This window comes from Chryseobacterium oleae (genome assembly GCF_900115055.1).
GTDB lineage: Bacteria > Bacteroidota > Bacteroidia > Flavobacteriales > Weeksellaceae > Chryseobacterium > Chryseobacterium oleae.
The window spans coordinates 785,935-803,461 of sequence record NZ_FOVD01000001.1 but is presented as its reverse complement, the minus strand read 5'-3'; the positions used below and the strand labels follow the sequence as shown (position 1 = coordinate 803,461).

17 protein-coding genes are annotated in these 17,527 nt (G+C 37.1%); 14 read left to right on the top strand and 3 right to left on the bottom strand.

What is annotated here, in order from left to right; all coding sequences use genetic code 11:
- Positions 1-75: 75 nt before the first annotated feature.
- The 3 genes from BM143_RS03500 to BM143_RS03490 are packed head-to-tail and all read left to right on the top strand — an operon-like array spanning position 76 to position 2,060.
- Positions 76-618 (top strand): antirestriction protein ArdA, encoded by a 543-nt coding sequence (locus tag BM143_RS03500; protein WP_090023018.1) that lies wholly within the window; start codon positions 76-78, stop codon positions 616-618.
- Between the two features lie 59 nt (positions 619-677).
- Entirely contained in the window at positions 678-1,265 is a 588-nt protein-coding gene (locus tag BM143_RS03495; protein WP_090023016.1) for a recombinase family protein, read from the top strand.
- Positions 1,266-1,286: 21 nt separating this feature from the next.
- On the top strand, positions 1,287-2,060 hold the full coding sequence (locus BM143_RS03490) for a hypothetical protein (RefSeq protein WP_090023015.1): 774 nt from the start codon (positions 1,287-1,289) through the stop codon (positions 2,058-2,060).
- 349 nt (positions 2,061-2,409) lie between these two features.
- Here the strand turns inward: BM143_RS03490 and BM143_RS03485 are convergent, their stop codons facing one another.
- The 3 genes from BM143_RS03485 to BM143_RS03475 form a co-directional block, all read right to left on the bottom strand.
- The gene (locus BM143_RS03485) at positions 2,410-2,880 is read right to left on the bottom strand and encodes a cupin domain-containing protein (protein ID WP_090023013.1); all 471 of its coding nucleotides are present in this window, start codon (positions 2,878-2,880) and stop codon (positions 2,410-2,412) included.
- 173 nt (positions 2,881-3,053) lie between these two features.
- Positions 3,054-5,696, bottom strand: coding sequence for a coiled-coil domain-containing protein (locus BM143_RS03480; protein WP_090023011.1), 2,643 nt, complete (start codon positions 5,694-5,696; stop codon positions 3,054-3,056).
- Between the two features lie 107 nt (positions 5,697-5,803).
- Positions 5,804-6,502 carry a DUF1826 domain-containing protein gene (locus BM143_RS03475; protein WP_090023009.1) on the bottom strand — a complete coding sequence of 233 codons (699 nt, stop codon included), beginning with the start codon at positions 6,500-6,502 and terminating at the stop codon, positions 5,804-5,806.
- 242 nt (positions 6,503-6,744) lie between these two features.
- Here BM143_RS03475 and BM143_RS03470 point away from each other — a divergent pair, with 242 nt between their 5' ends.
- The 11 genes from BM143_RS03470 (at position 6,745) to BM143_RS03420 (ending at position 17,507) form a co-directional block, all read left to right on the top strand.
- On the top strand, positions 6,745-7,227 hold the full coding sequence (locus BM143_RS03470; RefSeq protein ID WP_090023007.1) for a GNAT family N-acetyltransferase: 483 nt from the start codon (positions 6,745-6,747) through the stop codon (positions 7,225-7,227).
- Positions 7,228-7,238: 11 nt separating this feature from the next.
- Positions 7,239-7,757, top strand: coding sequence for a HEAT repeat domain-containing protein (locus BM143_RS03465; protein WP_090023004.1), 519 nt, complete (start codon positions 7,239-7,241; stop codon positions 7,755-7,757).
- A 63-nt stretch (positions 7,758-7,820) separates the two neighbouring features.
- Positions 7,821-8,876, top strand: a complete 1,056-nt coding sequence (locus BM143_RS03460; RefSeq protein WP_090023002.1) for a serine hydrolase domain-containing protein — start codon at positions 7,821-7,823, stop codon at positions 8,874-8,876.
- Between the two features lie 7 nt (positions 8,877-8,883).
- Complete coding sequence (gene bla / locus BM143_RS03455) at positions 8,884-9,768, top strand: class A beta-lactamase, subclass A2 (RefSeq protein WP_090023000.1); 885 nt, start codon at positions 8,884-8,886, stop codon at positions 9,766-9,768.
- Positions 9,769-9,820: 52 nt separating this feature from the next.
- Positions 9,821-10,183 (top strand): DUF2200 domain-containing protein, encoded by a 363-nt coding sequence (locus tag BM143_RS03450; protein ID WP_090022998.1) that lies wholly within the window; start codon positions 9,821-9,823, stop codon positions 10,181-10,183.
- A gap of 15 nt (positions 10,184-10,198) precedes the next feature.
- On the top strand, positions 10,199-10,636 hold the full coding sequence (locus BM143_RS03445) for a DUF1801 domain-containing protein (RefSeq protein ID WP_090022996.1): 438 nt from the start codon (positions 10,199-10,201) through the stop codon (positions 10,634-10,636).
- Positions 10,637-10,918: 282 nt separating this feature from the next.
- Positions 10,919-11,440: a GNAT family N-acetyltransferase gene (locus BM143_RS03440; protein ID WP_090023875.1), complete on the top strand. Its 522-nt coding sequence runs from the start codon at positions 10,919-10,921 to the stop codon at positions 11,438-11,440.
- 118 nt (positions 11,441-11,558) lie between these two features.
- The gene (locus BM143_RS03435) at positions 11,559-12,095 is read left to right on the top strand and encodes a hypothetical protein (protein ID WP_139221975.1); all 537 of its coding nucleotides are present in this window, start codon (positions 11,559-11,561) and stop codon (positions 12,093-12,095) included.
- 420 nt (positions 12,096-12,515) lie between these two features.
- A complete protein-coding gene (locus BM143_RS03430) occupies positions 12,516-13,670 on the top strand; it encodes a helix-turn-helix domain-containing protein (RefSeq protein WP_090022991.1) in 1,155 nt (384 codons plus the stop codon).
- A 139-nt stretch (positions 13,671-13,809) separates the two neighbouring features.
- On the top strand, positions 13,810-15,273 hold the full coding sequence (locus BM143_RS03425) for a serine hydrolase domain-containing protein (protein ID WP_090022989.1): 1,464 nt from the start codon (positions 13,810-13,812) through the stop codon (positions 15,271-15,273).
- 521 nt (positions 15,274-15,794) lie between these two features.
- On the top strand, positions 15,795-17,507 hold the full coding sequence (locus tag BM143_RS03420; protein ID WP_090022987.1) for a hypothetical protein: 1,713 nt from the start codon (positions 15,795-15,797) through the stop codon (positions 17,505-17,507).
- Positions 17,508-17,527 lie beyond the last annotated feature (20 nt).

Below are 17,527 nucleotides of genomic sequence, written 5' to 3'. Positions count from 1 at the left end.
AAAAACCCCATCAATACTACTAATATTGAATGGGGAAGTGTAAAAAATTCTAACGCTAATTAAAACTTATCTACAATGACAAAGTTACAAAATTGTTTGGAGGACTTCCAAATCTATGTCGGTACTTATGGCAAGTACAATTCAGGAAGCATTTACGGAGAATGGCTTCAATTATCAAATTATTCAAGTTATGACGAGCTTTTACAGGCTATGCAGGAAGTACACCAAGACGAGCAAGACCCCGAATTTATGTTTCAGGACTATGAATGTAGTCAGTTCTTTATCAAACAAAAGCTAATCAGCGAATGCCACATTTCAGCAAACATTTATGAGATAGCCGAACAAATCGACAATTCAGATTATGATTTTGAGGTTATAGAAGCCTATGCAGAGTGCATGAGTTATTATCATGAGGACGTAAGAGACCTATTAGACAGTCTTTCGGATTCTTATTATGGCGAGTATAGTTCAGATGAAGATTTTGCGCAGACTACTTTAGAACAGGACGGCTCAATTCCTGAAAATCTCCCGTCTTACATTTACATTGATTGGGAAGCAACTGCCAGACATTTAATGTATGATTATATGAGTTCTAACGGATATTATTTCAGAAACTAATTACAATAACAATCTTTGCACCTTGTTTAATTGCAGGGTGCTTTACAATAATTTACATTATGAAAGCAAGATATATAAGAGTTTCCACAGGAGCGCAGAACACAGCAAGACAGGAAGAGAGACAAGTGCAGGGCGAAAGAGTATTTATTGATATTGTTAGCGGTTCTACATCTTTCAAAGACAGAGAACAGGGTAAGGAACTAATAAAAGTAATTGAAAATAATGAGATTAATTACGTCTCTGTAAGTTCTATTGACAGGCTCGGAAGAAACCTTTATGACATTCTTACTACTTTGGAATTTTTCAAAGAAAAAGGCGTTATCCTTAAAGTAGATAATCTCGGAATAGAAAGCCTGATTAAGGGTAAAGAGAATCAAGCATTCAAACTTATTATTTCTGTTATGGCTAACATAGCCGAAATGGAACGAGAAACCATTTTAGAGCGTCAACGTGAGGGCATTGCACTTGCAAAGGCTAAAGGCACCTACAAAGGGCGTGAAAAAGGCTCTACCGAAAGCATGGAAGATTTTCTATCTAAGTATAAGGAAGTGATTAAGAGCCTAAAGAAAGGAAATTCAATACGAGATACAGCTAAAATTTGCTCTGTCAGCATTGGAACTGTACAGAAAGTAAAAAATAAGATTTAGAAAAATAATTAAAATATTTATATGGAATTTTATCAAGACTACAGCGATTTTTTAGGAAAAAATAATATTAACAATACAATTACAACATTGAAAAAAAATAAGTATTGGGATTTAAGCCTATTGTTTTTAGCACTAATAGGAACTTTTATTAGTATTTTATCTTTTGCTAATGAATCACAAAGCATAATAGAATCTCCGTCTGTTATATTCAAAATTAAATCCTTTTATTTTTTAATAGTGATATTGCTTACGATTTACATTGTCATTGTTGTTGAGAGAATAAAATTGTTTAAGAATGTTAGAGATAATGTAGGGTATTTGAGGCAAAATATGTTAGATGTAATTTTACATGGTGTAGATTGGAACTCGATAATCATAAAGACCTATTGGTATCATAAGTTGTATGACGTTTACAGTATAGTAAGTAATGAAAAAATAGAGTTTTTTAGGGCTGAAATTGATAGAGGATTAGCGAATAGAAGTGAACCGAAATTTCCGATTGACTTATCAAATTTTCTTTCAATGGGTTCGGTATTAGTTTCTTGTATAAGCTTCTTATTATTAACATTTGGAATTAATGGTAAGGAACAACAGATAATTATTGTCCTATTATTTCTGTTGATGAGTCCTTTATTCTTAATGTTTGCCATGAATTTAAGAGATAACTTCAATGAGAAAAAAAATGACTATCAAAAAATGAAAGATTATTCCTCTGCTATGAGCTATATTTTAGATAGGAGGAAGTTAAATGATCTGCCAGTACAACGATTAGAGGAACAGGAGAACATTTCTTAAAGGAAAAGATAGTAGGGTTACCCACCTAAAGATGATGTAATTTTCACTATCAACAAATGAAAAAGAGTATGAAATGAAGCTGTTTTGCACTGTTGGAAATGGAAAATCTCTTTATTATTCTATATGTCTAAAATGGTACTTTTGCCATGATGAGATTCTAGGAAATATTTTAAGGAAATCTTGTTATAAAAATCTCTAAAACAAATTTATTTGATTCTATATTGTTACTATTTTATGTAACTTATTGATATATAATACAAACTATTTTTGTATTGGGAAGTAATTGTCTTTTAAATTCAAAAAAATAGTGTAAAATGGCGAGTTATATCTCGCCTTTTTTATATCAGTCTTACACCTTATTATAAGTCGTAATCACAAACATAATCAAAGGCTCATCGCCAGTATTCTCAATAGAATGATAGCCTATAGAATTAATGGCTGTGATATCTCCCTTTTGTAGCACTTTTTTACGTTCTGGTCCTTCAGCTCCGGTTCTTTCACGATATTCTCCGGTTCCATGCACTACGACATACAGTTCCTGTTCATTTCTTTGATTGTGGGTGTGAAATCCGGATTCGTCACCTTTATTCAACAGGACCATGTAAGCAGCCAGACGATTATTTGCCAGTTCATTCTGGTCAAACATCTGGATCATGTATACCGTTCCGTTTCCACCGTACATTTTTTCACGTTTATCGATGCGTGTAAGGGTTCGTTCTTGCTTTTCAAAGGCCATTACATAAAGATGAATGTATTTTGAAACCTCTTTTATAACGTGGTCAAATTCTGCTCCTTCAGACAATATAACGGTATCAGCCATGTGAGTTCAATATTTATTTTTAATGTACATCAATTTACCAAAAATAATGTGCCAATCCAAGCAAAAAGGCTTTCGCTGAAGAATTAATTGTTTTATCCACCTTTTATAAGAAACAAAGGCTTAGATTATAAATCCAAGCCCTAAAATTTTAATTTACAGATCTCATTTGATCTTTAATCAAAGAGTTTTCTAAAGAATTTTTGTAAACTACTTTCATCACAGTCCGGACTTTTTTCCAATATTTTACAATTCGAATTCATCGTAGACGGAAAAGGATTGTCTATGCATGGTGTAAATCGCTTGTTATCATTGTTGTAGGAGGCGAATGTATGCAATTCCGGTGTAAGAGGCCCTTTGAAGATGATGTTGAAAATTTTTTCTCTGCTGTGCTCATCCACCCACAATCTGAAGCCATAGCTATTGTCTGAGCAATGGGCATATCCGTAATTACGGTCGTTTGGCCATTTTTGATCAACCCCGCTGTGTCTGTATAAAGGAGTGGCGGTATGCATCCATTGACAGGATCCGTCAATTGAGTTCACTGCCTTATTTAAAATGGTGAAGTTAGAATTATCCAGATCAGGATAAAGAGTTTTACCATAGGCTGTTTTTTTACCTCCTAAATAATCAAAATGCAGTTTATTGAGGCTTCGTTCATTCAATACGGAAAGTTTAGAGAGTTGAATGGCATTAAAAAGAGAAGAGAATTTTTCCGGATCAATCGTGGTTTGGCTGTCTGTAATGCCCATTTCTTTATTTATAACCACAGTGATATCCTGGAAAGTCAGTAAGTTTTTTCCTGACCCGTCTTCCTTAAAAATATCTATAAGCTTTGCTGTTGTTACCTCTTCTCTGCCGGAAATCATTAGAAAAAAATCTGTTGTTTCCTTTCCGAATATATGATTGGATATCTTTATGGAAGCATATTCAATGGCTTGTTTTGCTTCCTTTTCTACTTTTTCTTTGATAATTTTCGTAGGATTCAGCAGATATTGTAACGGACCCAGTTTTTCTAAAATTTTATCAATCTCTGTATTGAGTTTTTGGTAATAATTTTCTATCGTGCAGGTCGTCTGTGGAATCTGGCTGGGAACTGAAATAAATACTGGCGACCAGCATTTGTACCAGTCAACGTAGTGTGAGAATCCATTTCCATTTTTGGATAGTATATCTTTTGAAAACTTTTCTCCCGCGTAGATATATTCAACAGAGGCTTTTTCAATATCCTTTCTCCAGTTTTCAAGGATTAAATGCACAAGGTTGTATCTTTCAATTAAATCTTTTGCAACATTGATAAATTGATCAACAAAGTTTTCAAGGCGCCCTCTTGCATCACTTTCTTCTTTTTTGGCTTTTTCATATATTTCCTGTGCTTTGTTGTAAGCAGCTTGAGATAGTTCCGTTTCTGTGTCCAATGCTTCTTTTTCCAGTTTATACTTAAGTTGGTTAGCTTCTGATAATACTAAATTATTTTTCAGATTATTAAGTTCTTCCGTTTTTTGTGCTATATCATTAGTTGCGGAAATAACATCTGTTTTAGTTTTCGCAACAGTTTTTTCAATATTTGCGATCTCATCGATAAGTTTATTTTTCTGCTTTTTGAGTTGGTCAATAGCCGGGTTTGTTATTTGGATTGTTTCCTTTATGAGTTGCTTTACCAGTGTTGAACTATTACACATTTTTAATGGCTTATCCCAGGTTGGGCATGGATAAGGTATACCTGGAATCCATTTACTGATTTCTTTCGTGATTTCCTGAGAGACTGTTAATGGCAGCAATGAAATATCAGTGGCTAACTTGGTAATGTCTGCTTTTTTATTAATGGCTTCATTTTCCAGATTGAAAACAAGAGCATTCCCATCGCTGATTATTTTGTGCTTCTGCAGAATAATATTTTCGAGATTCTTCTGAGCTTCCAGTCCCTTATCAAACAATTCTTTCTCCAATCTTATTTTTTCAAGCAATACCTTATTGGCTTCTGCTTTGAGATCCAGAGCTTCCTTTGTCAGCTTCAATTGAATACCTGCCTGAGCCGTTAATCCTACCTTTTTATCCAATTCAAGTAGTAATCTGCCTTCTTCTTTGAGGAGATTTAAATAATTTGTGCTAAGTGCAGATATAGCGTTCTGGTTTGCGCGGTCGAGTTCATTCACGATACGATATACACCATTCATAGCCACCAGATGATAGGATCCGGATTCTCTGTATTCACGCTGTACAGCATTATTGAGAATAAAAGTCTTACTTAAAAAACCGGCTGGACTGCTGACCAATGAAGCGTAATCTGTTATCACCAGACCATTTTCTGAGGTAAGGGCAGGAATATGGTTTCCGATATATTTTTCCAACGCAAAATGTCTTCTTTCAACAGCAATTTCATCAGATAGCTGGAAGATATCACCTGAGTAAGCATTTACATAGGTATGGGCAAAAATATCCATGGAGGCATGGCACGCGTACCCATATGCAAAAGCAATTTCCGGAGGAGTGGATGCCGAATTGAGTACATGCTGTATCCAGTCATCAGTTTTCCAGCCTCCTTTCAGCCCGGGGTGAGCTGTAATCTGCCCTACGATAGGATCGGGAAATACATCAATACCCAAAGTTCCCATTCTGAAATGCGATGGATTGGTAATAAGAGCTGATAGAACCTTGTCATTCAGCTTATATGTTTTATTGTTTATAGAAATAGCTTTGTTTTTTACCACATCATTAAGGACCTGCTGGGCTATCCATAAATGGGTTTTCAAGTCGAACGAATATCCTTTTGCGTATGCGAAAAAGATGATTATAAACGATAAAATATACTTTTTCATGGCTGTAGATTTAGTTATTAGTAACCAAATTTACTTTTTAGCCAACTGTTTTGAAATAACGATTTAGGGTGATATTTTCATCAACTCAGTATAAATTAAAGAATCATTTAACAAATCAGCAGCAACCTATACTCCCCATCATTTTCCACAGGAGCCCTATGAACACAGGGTAAAGCCTGCTGTTCCGGATGATCCACTGCGATTTTCCAAAGATGTCCTTTTCCTAAATTCACAGGTTCTGCATGAGGCTTAGGCTGGTAATGAAGATCGAAGAAATACTCTTTCAGAAAGTCTTCAAATTCCTCTTCCGGCCCGTCGTGTAGTGCTTTAAGCTTTTCCCGGATTTCCGGAATCAAAACCTTTTGCTCCACCTGATCATTGGGCAGAATATCACTGGCAGTACCATGATAGGTGCATAAAAAAGTATTGGTACCAACAGGTGAACGGTCTACATGATAAGAATATACATCGGTTGAAATAAAACCGAGCTCTTCATCCCGCTCATAATGTTTCAGTAAATTGAGAGAAGGAAGTGCTCCGAAATCGGTCAGTAACTGCAAATCACTTAAGATGGTTTGCCTTGCCAGATTCCCCTTTTCAGATAATTGCAGGGCTAAAAGATTTTCAGCGGAAACTTCTGTAACATTTTCATGTAACTGAAGTTGAGACACAATTTCTTCAAAATCTCCAGTTAAATTTCTATGCCAGCAAACGGCATTCATAGCGCCCTTAAAATTGGTATTAATAAGCTCGGAAAAAGAAGAAACCACTTCAATTTGACTGTTGTCAGAAAATGTATTGCTCATGTTATTGAATAAAGTGACCGGTCGTTTAATTCCCTGCAAAAATAAGGAATAGGTCAGAAGATCGTGCTAAGATTCAATTTGTTTTTATAAGTTCCTTCTAATCTGCTGTATTTCTGTATGGTATTTAAATGATTGAAAAACAAATTGTTGTATGTTTTTTTGATGACTGACATAAAATTGACCCATTATTTTTAAGATATGTGTCTGAAAAAATAGAATTTTGTAAAAAGCAAAACCTGATCATGAATCCTAAACCAGACATACAACTCAGACCAACGGAAGAAGCCGACTTAGAGCATTTCTTTCAGTTTCAACTTGATAAAGATGCTATCTACATGGCGGCATTCACTCCTGAGAATCCTACGGACAAAACCGCTTATCTGACCAAGTACACCAAGCATTTGAATGATCCGACTATAAATAATCAAACCATTCTTATGGATGATGTGATCGTAGGAAGTGTTGCGAAATTTGAACGGGAAGGCGACGCTGAAATTACTTATCTGATCGATAAAAATCTCTGGGGAAAAGGAATTGCAACAGCCGCACTTGAAAAATTTCTGACCATTGAAAAGGCCAGACCTATTTTCGGGCGGGTTGCATTTGATAATTGGGGATCACAAAAAGTGTTGGAGAACAATGGTTTCACCAAAATCGGAACGGATCATTTTTTTGCCAATGCACGACAAGTGGAAATAGAAGAATTGATATACAAACTCATTTGATAATTTAAGATATGACGATAGAACAGGTATTTCAGGACAAAACCATTAAGGCTAAAGGTAAAGTGTCAACCATCGGAGAATGGCTGATTAAAAAGGAGTTACCAGTTGAAGAATTATTGGCCTATGCTGAACAACAAAAAGCAACAGATAAAGCAACCTGCATTGAAGCTATAGAGTATGCCACTAATAAAGATCCGGCCATTGCTGATGAAAGTGTTTTAGAGTACGTTACCGGGACATTAAAAGACGAAGAACCCAGAGTCAAGTGGGAAAGTGCAAAAGTGATCGGAAATGTCGCAAAGCTTTTTCCAACTCAGCTTGACAAAGCCATTGAGAATCTTTTAAATAACGCAGATAACAAAGGGACGGTGGTTCGCTGGGCTACAGCTTATGCACTGGCTGAAATACTGAAATTAAAAACTGGAAACAATGAAAAGCTGTTGCCGGAAATTGAAATATTATGCGAAAAGGAAGAAGATAATGGGGTAAAGAAGAAGTATCTTGATGCCTTAAAAAAAGTAAAAAAATAATAGACAAACCTGGCTATTATAAATCATTTAAAAAACCAAAACCAACGCGGTAACAAAATATCAATGAAACACATTTTTAAACTGACATTCATTGCAGCAACCATTTTCCTGACAGGCTGCCACTCATCTGCACAGCAAAAAGACGACTATTCTGCAAAAATTGACAGCCTGTTGAAGATCACAAATCCAAGGAGTTTTAACGGAGTCGTTTACATTCAGCAAAACGGAAAAACCAAATATGCACAGGCACATGGCTTTGCGGATTTCAATACAAAAACGCCTCTGAAAGTTTCCGACAAATTCTCAACCATGTCGATTGCCAAGCAGATTACAGCTACATTAGTCTTACAGGAAGTCGAAAAAGGGAAAATTGATCTGAATGTTCCCATCCGCAAATATTTGCCGGATTTTAAATATTCATGGGCAGATACGGTTACTGTTAATCATTTACTCAATCACACTTCAGGTCTAAACAGCGATAATATGGACAAACCATTGAAGTTTAAACCGGGAACTGATTTCAGCTATTCCAATGTCGGATATTTTGTGGCAGGACAGGTTTTGCAAAAACAAAGTGGTAAAAGTTTTCAGGAACTGGTAACAGCTTTGTTCAAAAGATGTAAGATGAATGACAGTTATTATCCGAATGAAACGAGTAGTACATTCTTAACAAAAGGGCACACCATCCGAAAAGACGGGACTGTAAAACTCAATGAGCATTCGGCTTTCAGTGCAGATCATTATTTTGGAAGCCATTTAATTGTGACAGCATCCGATCTCGCCAAATGGAACGAATTTCTGCACAACGGAAAACTATTGAAACCCGCAACCTATAAGCTGATGACCAGCTACGCCATAACAAACGGGCATCCGGTTTTCGGCGAAAAACCGATTGGTTATGGCTATGGTTTGAGAATTAATGATAAAGACAGCATTAAAGAAATCGGGCACACAGGTTTTCATCCGGGTGAAGGCTTTACAGCGGTGAATTTATACTATCCAAAAACAAAAACAAGCGTAGTTATCATGGAAAATACAGCCAATGAAAATTTTGATATTGCTTATTATTTTGAGCAGCAGGTGAGAAAAATTGTGAGAGAAAGTCAACTTTTGAAATAGAATCCATATGAAAAAAATTATATTCGTTTGCCTGACCTTCCTCTTTTCGGCTCAGGCATTGGCCCAAAATATAGATGATCTCCGTAAAGAGCTCAAACAAATTATTTCTACCAAAAATGCAACCGTAGGAATATCCATAAAAAGCATTGAAGACAAAGATACCCTGAATATTAACGGTCATCTGAATGCTCCAATGATGAGTGTTTTCAAATTTCATATTGCTTTGGCTACCTTAAATCTGGTGGATAAGGGAAAAATCTCTTTAGCACAGAAAGTTTTCATTAAAAAGGAAGATTTACAGCAGGATACCTGGAGTCCGATAAAAGATGAATATCCCAATGGAAATATGTATCTGACCATCGATCAGCTGTTGAGATATACCGTTTCACACAGCGACAACAACGGATGTGATATTCTTCTGAAATTAATCGGAGGTCCTGAAACCGTTCAGAAATTCATCAACCGTCAGGGAATCAAAGATTTCGTGATCAAAGTAAACGAAGAGGAAATGCGGATATGGAAAAACCTGTACATCAACACGACAACTCCTTTGGCAACCACTGATCTGCTGGAGAAATTCTACAAAGGAAAAGTGCTGAAAAAAGCCACGACCCAATACCTCTATCAGATTATGGTGGAAACTTCCAGAGGACTGACGTGGATGAAAGCTGGACTTCCGGAAGGAACTGAACTGGCGCACAGAACTGGAATTTCATCAACCAATGAAAATAATTTAAGAGCAGCCATGAATGATGTGGGAATTGTAAAACTTCCGAACGGAAAGCACTTTATTATTTCAATTTATTTAAAAAATATCACAGAAAAAAGAGAAGACACCGAAAAAATAATAGCAGATCTAACCAAAGCTACTTGGAATTTTATGACGAAATAAATTGCTGAAGTATTGGAATTAATAAGTAAATTTCTTTAATAAAAATTCGGATATGAAAACAACCCCTAAACACGACCAGCGTATTGCCAAAATGATATTCGCGTCCGTTTATCCGCACTACATCAAGAAGGTAGAAACTAAAGGCAGAACCATTGAAGAACTGCATCAGGTGATAGAGTGGCTGACGGGATTTGATACGCAAAAACTACAGGAACTTATCGATGAAAAAGTGACTTTTGAAATGTTTTTCAAGAGAGCAAAACTGAATCCGAATGCGCATTTAATAACGGGCACCATTTGCGGCTACAAAATAGAGGAAATTGAAACTCCGCTGACCAAACAGGCCAGGTATCTGGATAAACTGATTGATGAACTGGCGAAAGGTAAAAAGATAGAAAAGATTTTAAGACAGTAATCAAAATCCGGAACGATGGCAAAGACCAAAACGAACTACACGGGAGCAGATGTAGCAGATTTCATCAACTCCTATGCTGACAGCGAACAAAAGAAAGCAGACAGTTTCCGCCTTATAGAACTGATGCAGGAATGGTCCGGCTTTGAACCCAAAATGTGGGGACCTTCGATAATAGGATTCGGGAATTATCACTATAAATACGCCAGCGGACACGAAGGTGATGCCCCAGTTCTTGGATTTTCACCGAGAAAGGCCGCGTTTTCGCTCTATGTTTATTCTGAGACGGAAAAGAGTAAAACCTTAATTGCCAATCTGGGTAAATTCAAAATGAGCAAAGCCTGTATCTACGTGAAAAAACTGTCCGATATCGATACCTCCGTACTGAAGGAAATGTGCATGGAATCGATACAATACATCAACGAGCATCATGAATGCGCGTGCCGGGAAAACTAAATTTTCATTGAGTTAACAATATTATTGAATTTAAAATCAATGGCGAATACTTTAAAAATCTAATCGCCGGGATGATCTGTGTATTTCCAATCTGTGGTAGGTAAATATTCGAAATCTGTACCTGTTACTTTTGGATTTGTGGTGATACCTTTATCATTATTTATTGGGCATTAACTGAAGTGTAAAAGCATTGGGATAACCTTGATTAATCTTAAGTTTTACAGCTTGGGAAGCCCGAAAACAAATATGGACGGTGTCATTAATAAGCAAAAAGGGACTATTATGGAGATACAAAATTCCACTACTCAGGATATCGGAGAAATTTTCAGGCTGTATACAATAGCTACGGATTTTCAGAAATTAAAGCATGTGGTTCAGTGGCCGGAATTTGAGCGGAGCCTTATAGAGACAGAAATTGATGAACAAAGACAATGGAAGATTGTGATTGATGATCAAATTGCATGTGTCTGGGCGACTACATTTGATGATCCTCAGATTTGGGAAGAGCGCAACAGCGATCCTGCAGTTTACATTCACAGAATTGCTTCAAACCCCGAATTCAAGGGACAAAACCTTGTGGAAGATATAGTGCATTGGGCTAAGGAATATGCTTTAAGTAACGGAAAGAAATATATCCGTCTGGATACGGTCGGCGAAAATCAGGGGTTGATTAACTATTATACAAAATGCGGATTCGATTTTCTGGGATTGAAAGAACTTAAAAACACGGATGGATTACCGGCACACTATGACAATGCTTCCGTCAGTTTATTTGAGATTAGTGTGAACAACGTTATGGGATAAATTCAGAGGAACCAGTACAATATCCGGAACCTTAATTTGAGTTTTCCTGCCCTGAAATGAGCTAATTTTAATATCTTTAACCACCAAATTTTAAATATTAAAAACAGTAATTATGCAGATGAAACCATTAACATTAGTCCTGACCATCGTATTTCAGCTGGTAAGCTTCACGGCATTCTCGCAGCAAAACGCAGGTTTGAATTCCTTACTGGACAAAAACGATGAATTTATTTTTCCTCAGACACCGGACAAAATTTCAAAAGCGCTGAATGTGAAAACTATTTTCTATGAAGATGCTAATGATGAAAAATATGCCAAGTGGATCACAAAATCAGGTGTGTTGCTTTATGCCAGCCTTGGAAACAATAAAACGATTAACGAGATGTCTTTTGATATGGAGGATGATAAAGGAGCGGTTGTTGAAGGACTTCCGTATCAGCTTGCCCTGAACAAAACGACGCTTCAGCAGAGTACGGCCAAATTCAGTAAATACGGCGCTACAACAGAAAAACTCGGCGAGTACACTGAACTTCCGGGTGGCTCAAAACTGACTTTCAAAAAAGGAAAACACTACACGATCTTAATGTTTGACCGTAAGAACCTTTTAAAATCTGTATACCTGACCACGGAACTAATTGGTCCTGGTGTCAATTAATACTGATATTTTTAAAACAGATTAATACTGTACTGATCAGTATTGATGAAAAATAAGAGTGGCTTTTGGTCACTCTTTTATATTTTATTTCTACCTGCTAAAACGTCCGCTTATTCAGTGGTAAAGCCGTATCTCTCTGCCCAATTTGAAACTAAAGCATATTACTTTGAAACTTTGCGTTAAATAAATTTTCACAAAAGATTTTAAAGCTTTTTTTGAGAAGGTCACTTACTACACTCATTAGTAGTATTCACATCCAGCGAGGTTTTTTCATGAGAAACACGCAAACAAATCCTGCCTAATATCTATATTTGTACCGTTCACTTTTGAATATTTAGCTGCTGTGACAGTTGTAAGAACTCCTCATAAGCTGGAAACTAATTTCTTTGAAAACAATTTATAAACAAACAGAAACAAAAAATGGATAAGATCAATGTACTAATTATCGTGACAGGAATCTCCCTGTTTATTTCATTATTTCTTGCATTTTTTTTGTTGACGGTCAGAACAGAATACAGGTTAAGCAATTCTCTTTTTGCGGCTTTTCTGATCGTGAACATAATGGATATCAGTGAGCCTTTAGTGAGTTTAGTAACGGATGGCCCTTCCAACCTGGGGATGTTGAGAAGTACGCTGGCTTTCCTGCAGATTCCGGCTTTTTATCTCTATGTAATGTCTGTCTGTTATTCAGATTTTAGGCTTAAACCGAAGCATATACTGCATCTGCTGCCGTTCTTAGTGGTGAATATGATCTTGCTGCCTCGTTTTTATATGGTGGATGCCGCTTCCAAAATGGATTTTATTATCAACCGCCAAAGCAGAATTGAGCTGCAGGTTACCCATATTCTTTTCCATATTCAGTTTGTGGCTTATTTTGTGGCTGTTTTTGTCCTGCTGAGGAAAGCAAAAAAGCTGTATCGCGAAAATTATGCAGGAGTCAATGTCAATTCCTACAACTGGCTGTTTCAGTTTACGTCTGTATTGACGGCTTTATACCTGATTGTCATTATAAAAAACATTTTTAAATTTTCAGATTATCCATATATCTCCGAATGGATCAAAGTCGGAATTCTTGTATTCCAGCTGTTTATCATCTGCTGGTATTTATTTAAGGCATTAAATCATCCCGGTTTATTCAGAAATATCAATTCAAGATTAAAGCTTGTCTCCGATATCATTTCAGAAGAAAAAAATAGTGAAGCTCAGACTGTTAGTGAAAGTGAACTGAATGAAGAGTTGATCAAATTAAAAAAATATATGGTTGAAGAAAAGCCTTTTCTTGATCCTTCTTTAACCATTCAGAATGTTTCAGACAGCACTCAGATTCCTGTCCGGGACCTGTCACTTTTAATCAATCATCAGCTGGGGCAGCATTTTTTTGACTTTATCAATACATACCGAATAGAAGAGGCAAAAGTGATTTTAAAAGATCCTGCAAAAAAGAAGGTAACAGTTCTTGAAATCCTTTATGAAGTGGGTTTTAATTCAAAATCTTCTTTCAATACCGCCTTTAAAAAATATACGGATCTTACCCCTACTTTGTACCGTAAACAGTTGTTAAGTAGTGATTTATAAAAAGTCGTACGTCCGAATACATTAATCGTACGCATTCTTTTGGTTAAATGCGACCGACTTTTTTTACTCGGTCGCACAGGGCCGGTTTCTTTCCCAAATTTGTATCGAAATCAATGTTTAACAATTAAAAAACGATACAATGAAAACTACCCTTTATTTACTAATTTCTCTGTTCATCCTTTCGAGCTGCCAGACCAGCCATCAAGTTTTGTCGAAAAAAGAAGACTACAGCTTTCTTACCGACAGCTTAAAAATAGACCCGCAATTAGAAAAGTATAAACTTCCGGGATTCAGTCTTGTGGTTTTTGAAAACTATAAGATCGTGTATTCCAACCAATGGGGCATAAAATCTACAAATTCCAATGAAAAGATAGATGAGAATACGGCTTTCTCTACAGCTTCTATTTCAAAACCCATCACATCGCTTCTCTGTCATATTCTTGAGGAAAAAGGATTGATTAATTTAAATGACCCGATCGATAAGTCCTTAAAACGTTGGCATTTACCTAAAAGTAAGTTTACGGAAAACAACAGCCCGACCTGGAGACAGTTTTTTAATCATACGGCTGGTACAAGTCAGGGTGGATTTGAAGACCATTATGAAGGAGAAACCATTCCGACCATAAAGCAGAGTCTTTTGGGACAGATCCCGAGATATGACAAAGAAATTGAATTTCTCTTTACGCCGGGAACGAGTTTTGCGTACAGTGGTGGTGGTTATGTCATTATTCAGATGGCATTGGAAGATACTTTCAACAGGCCGATTGCAGAATTAGCCAAAGAATATATTTTCTCACCGCTAGGCATGAAAAATACAACTATGACCCAACCTAATGAAAAGGGATTTCCAACCAATGTTGCTTCTGTACATGATAAAGATGGAAAAGTGATTAAAACGGGATTACCTATCACGCCACAGGTTGGGGCGTCAGGAATGTGGTCTACACCAACTGATTTAGCTAAACTTTCTATAGAGATACAGAATGCGCTTCGCAATAAAAACAACAAAGTGATCTCTCATGCAGTAGCCAAAAAAGTAACGGCGGTGTCCGCTTTAAAAGATGCTGTTGGCGGATGGAGTTACGGTTGGCAGAAGTCTTTTGGCTATAGCGGCTATGACTGGTTTTCATGCAACGGTTCCAATACCGGAGTGGGTGGAAATGTTCTGGCTACCATGAAAGATGGGAACGGTCTTGTCTATTTAGCCAATGGCGAAAAACCGAACCGTTTTCCTGTAATGGGACAGACTCAGAAAAAGATTCTGACCCTGATGGACTGGAACAGCAAAGAATCTGAGGAAGAAACTCAGGAAATACCTTCAGATTTGAAAGAAAAACTCATCGGAACCTATGATGATTTCCTTTATGGCCAGGGAATGGATACTAAGATCGTGGAAAAAAATAACCGCCTGTATGTAGAATCCCTGATATTGGACCATTTTAAAGGAAAAAATGACAATGAATTAGTTTATCTGAAAAACGGATGGTTTAAAATTATAGATTATCCGAACCCTTTAAAATTTGATTTCGTCAATGGAAAACTGAATGCTGTCACGCTAAAAAGAGATCATCTGAGTGTTAAAGTTCCAACAAAGAATAAATAAAAAAAACTGAGTTAAGATTGAGGTAACGGAGTAATGGGGACGGGTTTTTGAGAGTTATGAGTTTCGGTTGCTGGTTTATTAGTTGCTGGTTGATAATAGTTAATAAATTATAGTCTGATGTCTGATGTCTTGTGTCTGATATCTGCTATCTAAAACAAATGTCTTATCCCAAATTCACGTTAAAAAAGTGTACTTACTCTAAAAATAAAGGATTGTTTTAGCCTGTTGTATTCAAGAAATTATAATAAGATCTATTGAATATGACAGGCTTTTTTTAGGTCTATCTATCTTTTTGAAAGGGTAGGAATTGAGAATTTTATTCTAAAGTATTTCCCATTTAAATGAAAAAAACTTATATTTAATATCTGTAAACTTAAAAAAACAACTATTAGCTGCTGTCAGTTTCTTACATGGTACGGGTCATACAATGGACTGTTTTCCGTGTAAGTCACTCATTATTTTCAATTAAGGAAGATTTTCCATCTATCAGAGACGTCAGCTATCTATTAAAATAAACAGGTATGAAAACTTACATCAATGAAAAAGCAGTTATTCTTTTATTCCTGATGTTGAGTTATGAACTGGGGGCACAGCTTCCGGCACCAGGCGGGGTCTCCGGCAATCTGCAGGTATGGGTAAAAGCAGATGCAGGAACGGGAACAGCGACAGATAATTCAAAAGTTCCTGTATGGGAAAATCAAAGATCCGGTGGCGTCAATGGTATTGCCAATCAGGGAATGCCAGGTTATTATGCAGATCCGGGCGTAGGAGCCATACCGGCTTACCGTACAGCACCTTCCATACCGAATTTCAACTTTAATCCGGCTATTGAAATCGTAAGTACAAACGGATACAGATCCGGATACAAATTTCCACTGGGCTTTCCCGATAATACAACCAATGCCATGACTTCCTATACCCATCTGACAAGAACCGTCTCGGGCAGTTACAGAACGGTATTTGTAATGAATGGAACCGCCAGAAGTTCTAATGTATCTTCAGTAGCAGGAATATGGCAGTCGCCGTTTTTCGGATCACAGGGGAACCGGCCTGAGTTTTATAATGAAAAAGAATCCGGGGACGTGTTTTTTGGAACAGATATCATCAATACCATCGGGACTGACCTTCCCAGCATACAGTCTTATTATAACCGACTTTCCGGTGCTAACATGAACTATCTTTTTGGGAATAACGGCAAGGAATACGGCCAGCCATCAAATAATGTATCCTCTAATTTTAATTATCCGGGAATGGTTCTTTTGATGGATAATGACGGAGGTTCCGGCAGCACTTCTCTGGCAGGCGACAGGATTGGGGAATTTATTCTGTATTCCGAAACGCAGACTGAAACGGAAAGGCAGAGAGTGAATTCATATTTAGCAGTCAAATACGGGATCACACTGGTTCAGCCCCAAGATTATCTGGCTTCCGATGAAACCATTATTACATGGAATTCCGGACTGAACACTTCTTTCAACAACAACATCTTCGGACTGGCAAAGGACGATGCCTCAGCATTGAATCAGCTTGTTACCAATAGCATCAATACTGAAAATAATATTATGCTTACGGTGTCTACCAATAATGATTTCATATCAGCCAATAGCAGTCCGGGCCGACAGAATTTCCTTCAGGATAAAACTTTTCTTATCATGGGAGATAATAATGTTCAGAACATTGCCTTGGTCAATAACGGGACTGCAACGGGACAGGTGATTCAGAGGATATGGTTGGCGCAGAGAACAAATAATACGGGTTCTACATGGCTGCAGGCCGATCTTTCAGCCTATACAGGGATTGCCGCTACCGATCAGGTATCTATGGTAGTAGCGGATGACAGCGGGCTTTCTCAAAATGTACAGGTCATTCCGGCAACCGGTTTTACAGGAGGTAAGGCGGTTTTTAATTATCCGTTTCCGGCGAATAAATATTTCACATTTGGAATTAATATTCAAACCCACTGTACAAAAGACCCGGCCGTGGGAACTCCAAACGAGATGACCAAATTTGGGATTACAGCCCAAAGCAACAAACAGCCCAATTGGCCCACGAATATACCTAATGGCTTTATGACATTGGAATCCAGGAATAAAGGTTTTGTCATTACCAGAACCACTTCCGCCAGTATTGCTGTTCCAGTAGAGGGCATGTTAATATTTGATACGGCAGATCAATGCTTTAAACTCTATAATGGGACGGTATGGAACTGCATCACAAGATCCTGTAATGATTAATAATGTAACTCCTGAAATAA

Coding starts and splice junctions, on each gene's coding strand:
- BM143_RS03420 (WP_090022987.1), top strand. CDS start 15,795: ATGAAAACTTACATCAATGAAAAAGCAGTTATTCTTTTATTCCTGATG.
- BM143_RS03495 (WP_090023016.1), top strand. CDS start 678: ATGAAAGCAAGATATATAAGAGTTTCCACAGGAGCGCAGAACACAGCA.
- BM143_RS03445 (WP_090022996.1), top strand. CDS start 10,199: ATGGCAAAGACCAAAACGAACTACACGGGAGCAGATGTAGCAGATTTC.
- BM143_RS03435 (WP_139221975.1), top strand. CDS start 11,559: ATGAAACCATTAACATTAGTCCTGACCATCGTATTTCAGCTGGTAAGC.
- BM143_RS03430 (WP_090022991.1), top strand. CDS start 12,516: ATGGATAAGATCAATGTACTAATTATCGTGACAGGAATCTCCCTGTTT.
- BM143_RS03475 (WP_090023009.1), bottom strand. CDS start 6,502: ATGAGCAATACATTTTCTGACAACAGTCAAATTGAAGTGGTTTCTTCT.
- bla (WP_090023000.1), top strand. CDS start 8,884: ATGAAAAAAATTATATTCGTTTGCCTGACCTTCCTCTTTTCGGCTCAG.
- BM143_RS03465 (WP_090023004.1), top strand. CDS start 7,239: ATGACGATAGAACAGGTATTTCAGGACAAAACCATTAAGGCTAAAGGT.
- BM143_RS03500 (WP_090023018.1), top strand. CDS start 76: ATGACAAAGTTACAAAATTGTTTGGAGGACTTCCAAATCTATGTCGGT.
- BM143_RS03480 (WP_090023011.1), bottom strand. CDS start 5,696: ATGAAAAAGTATATTTTATCGTTTATAATCATCTTTTTCGCATACGCA.
- BM143_RS03490 (WP_090023015.1), top strand. CDS start 1,287: ATGGAATTTTATCAAGACTACAGCGATTTTTTAGGAAAAAATAATATT.
- BM143_RS03440 (WP_090023875.1), top strand. CDS start 10,919: ATGGAGATACAAAATTCCACTACTCAGGATATCGGAGAAATTTTCAGG.
- BM143_RS03460 (WP_090023002.1), top strand. CDS start 7,821: ATGAAACACATTTTTAAACTGACATTCATTGCAGCAACCATTTTCCTG.
- BM143_RS03425 (WP_090022989.1), top strand. CDS start 13,810: ATGAAAACTACCCTTTATTTACTAATTTCTCTGTTCATCCTTTCGAGC.
- BM143_RS03485 (WP_090023013.1), bottom strand. CDS start 2,880: ATGGCTGATACCGTTATATTGTCTGAAGGAGCAGAATTTGACCACGTT.
- BM143_RS03450 (WP_090022998.1), top strand. CDS start 9,821: ATGAAAACAACCCCTAAACACGACCAGCGTATTGCCAAAATGATATTC.
- BM143_RS03470 (WP_090023007.1), top strand. CDS start 6,745: ATGAATCCTAAACCAGACATACAACTCAGACCAACGGAAGAAGCCGAC.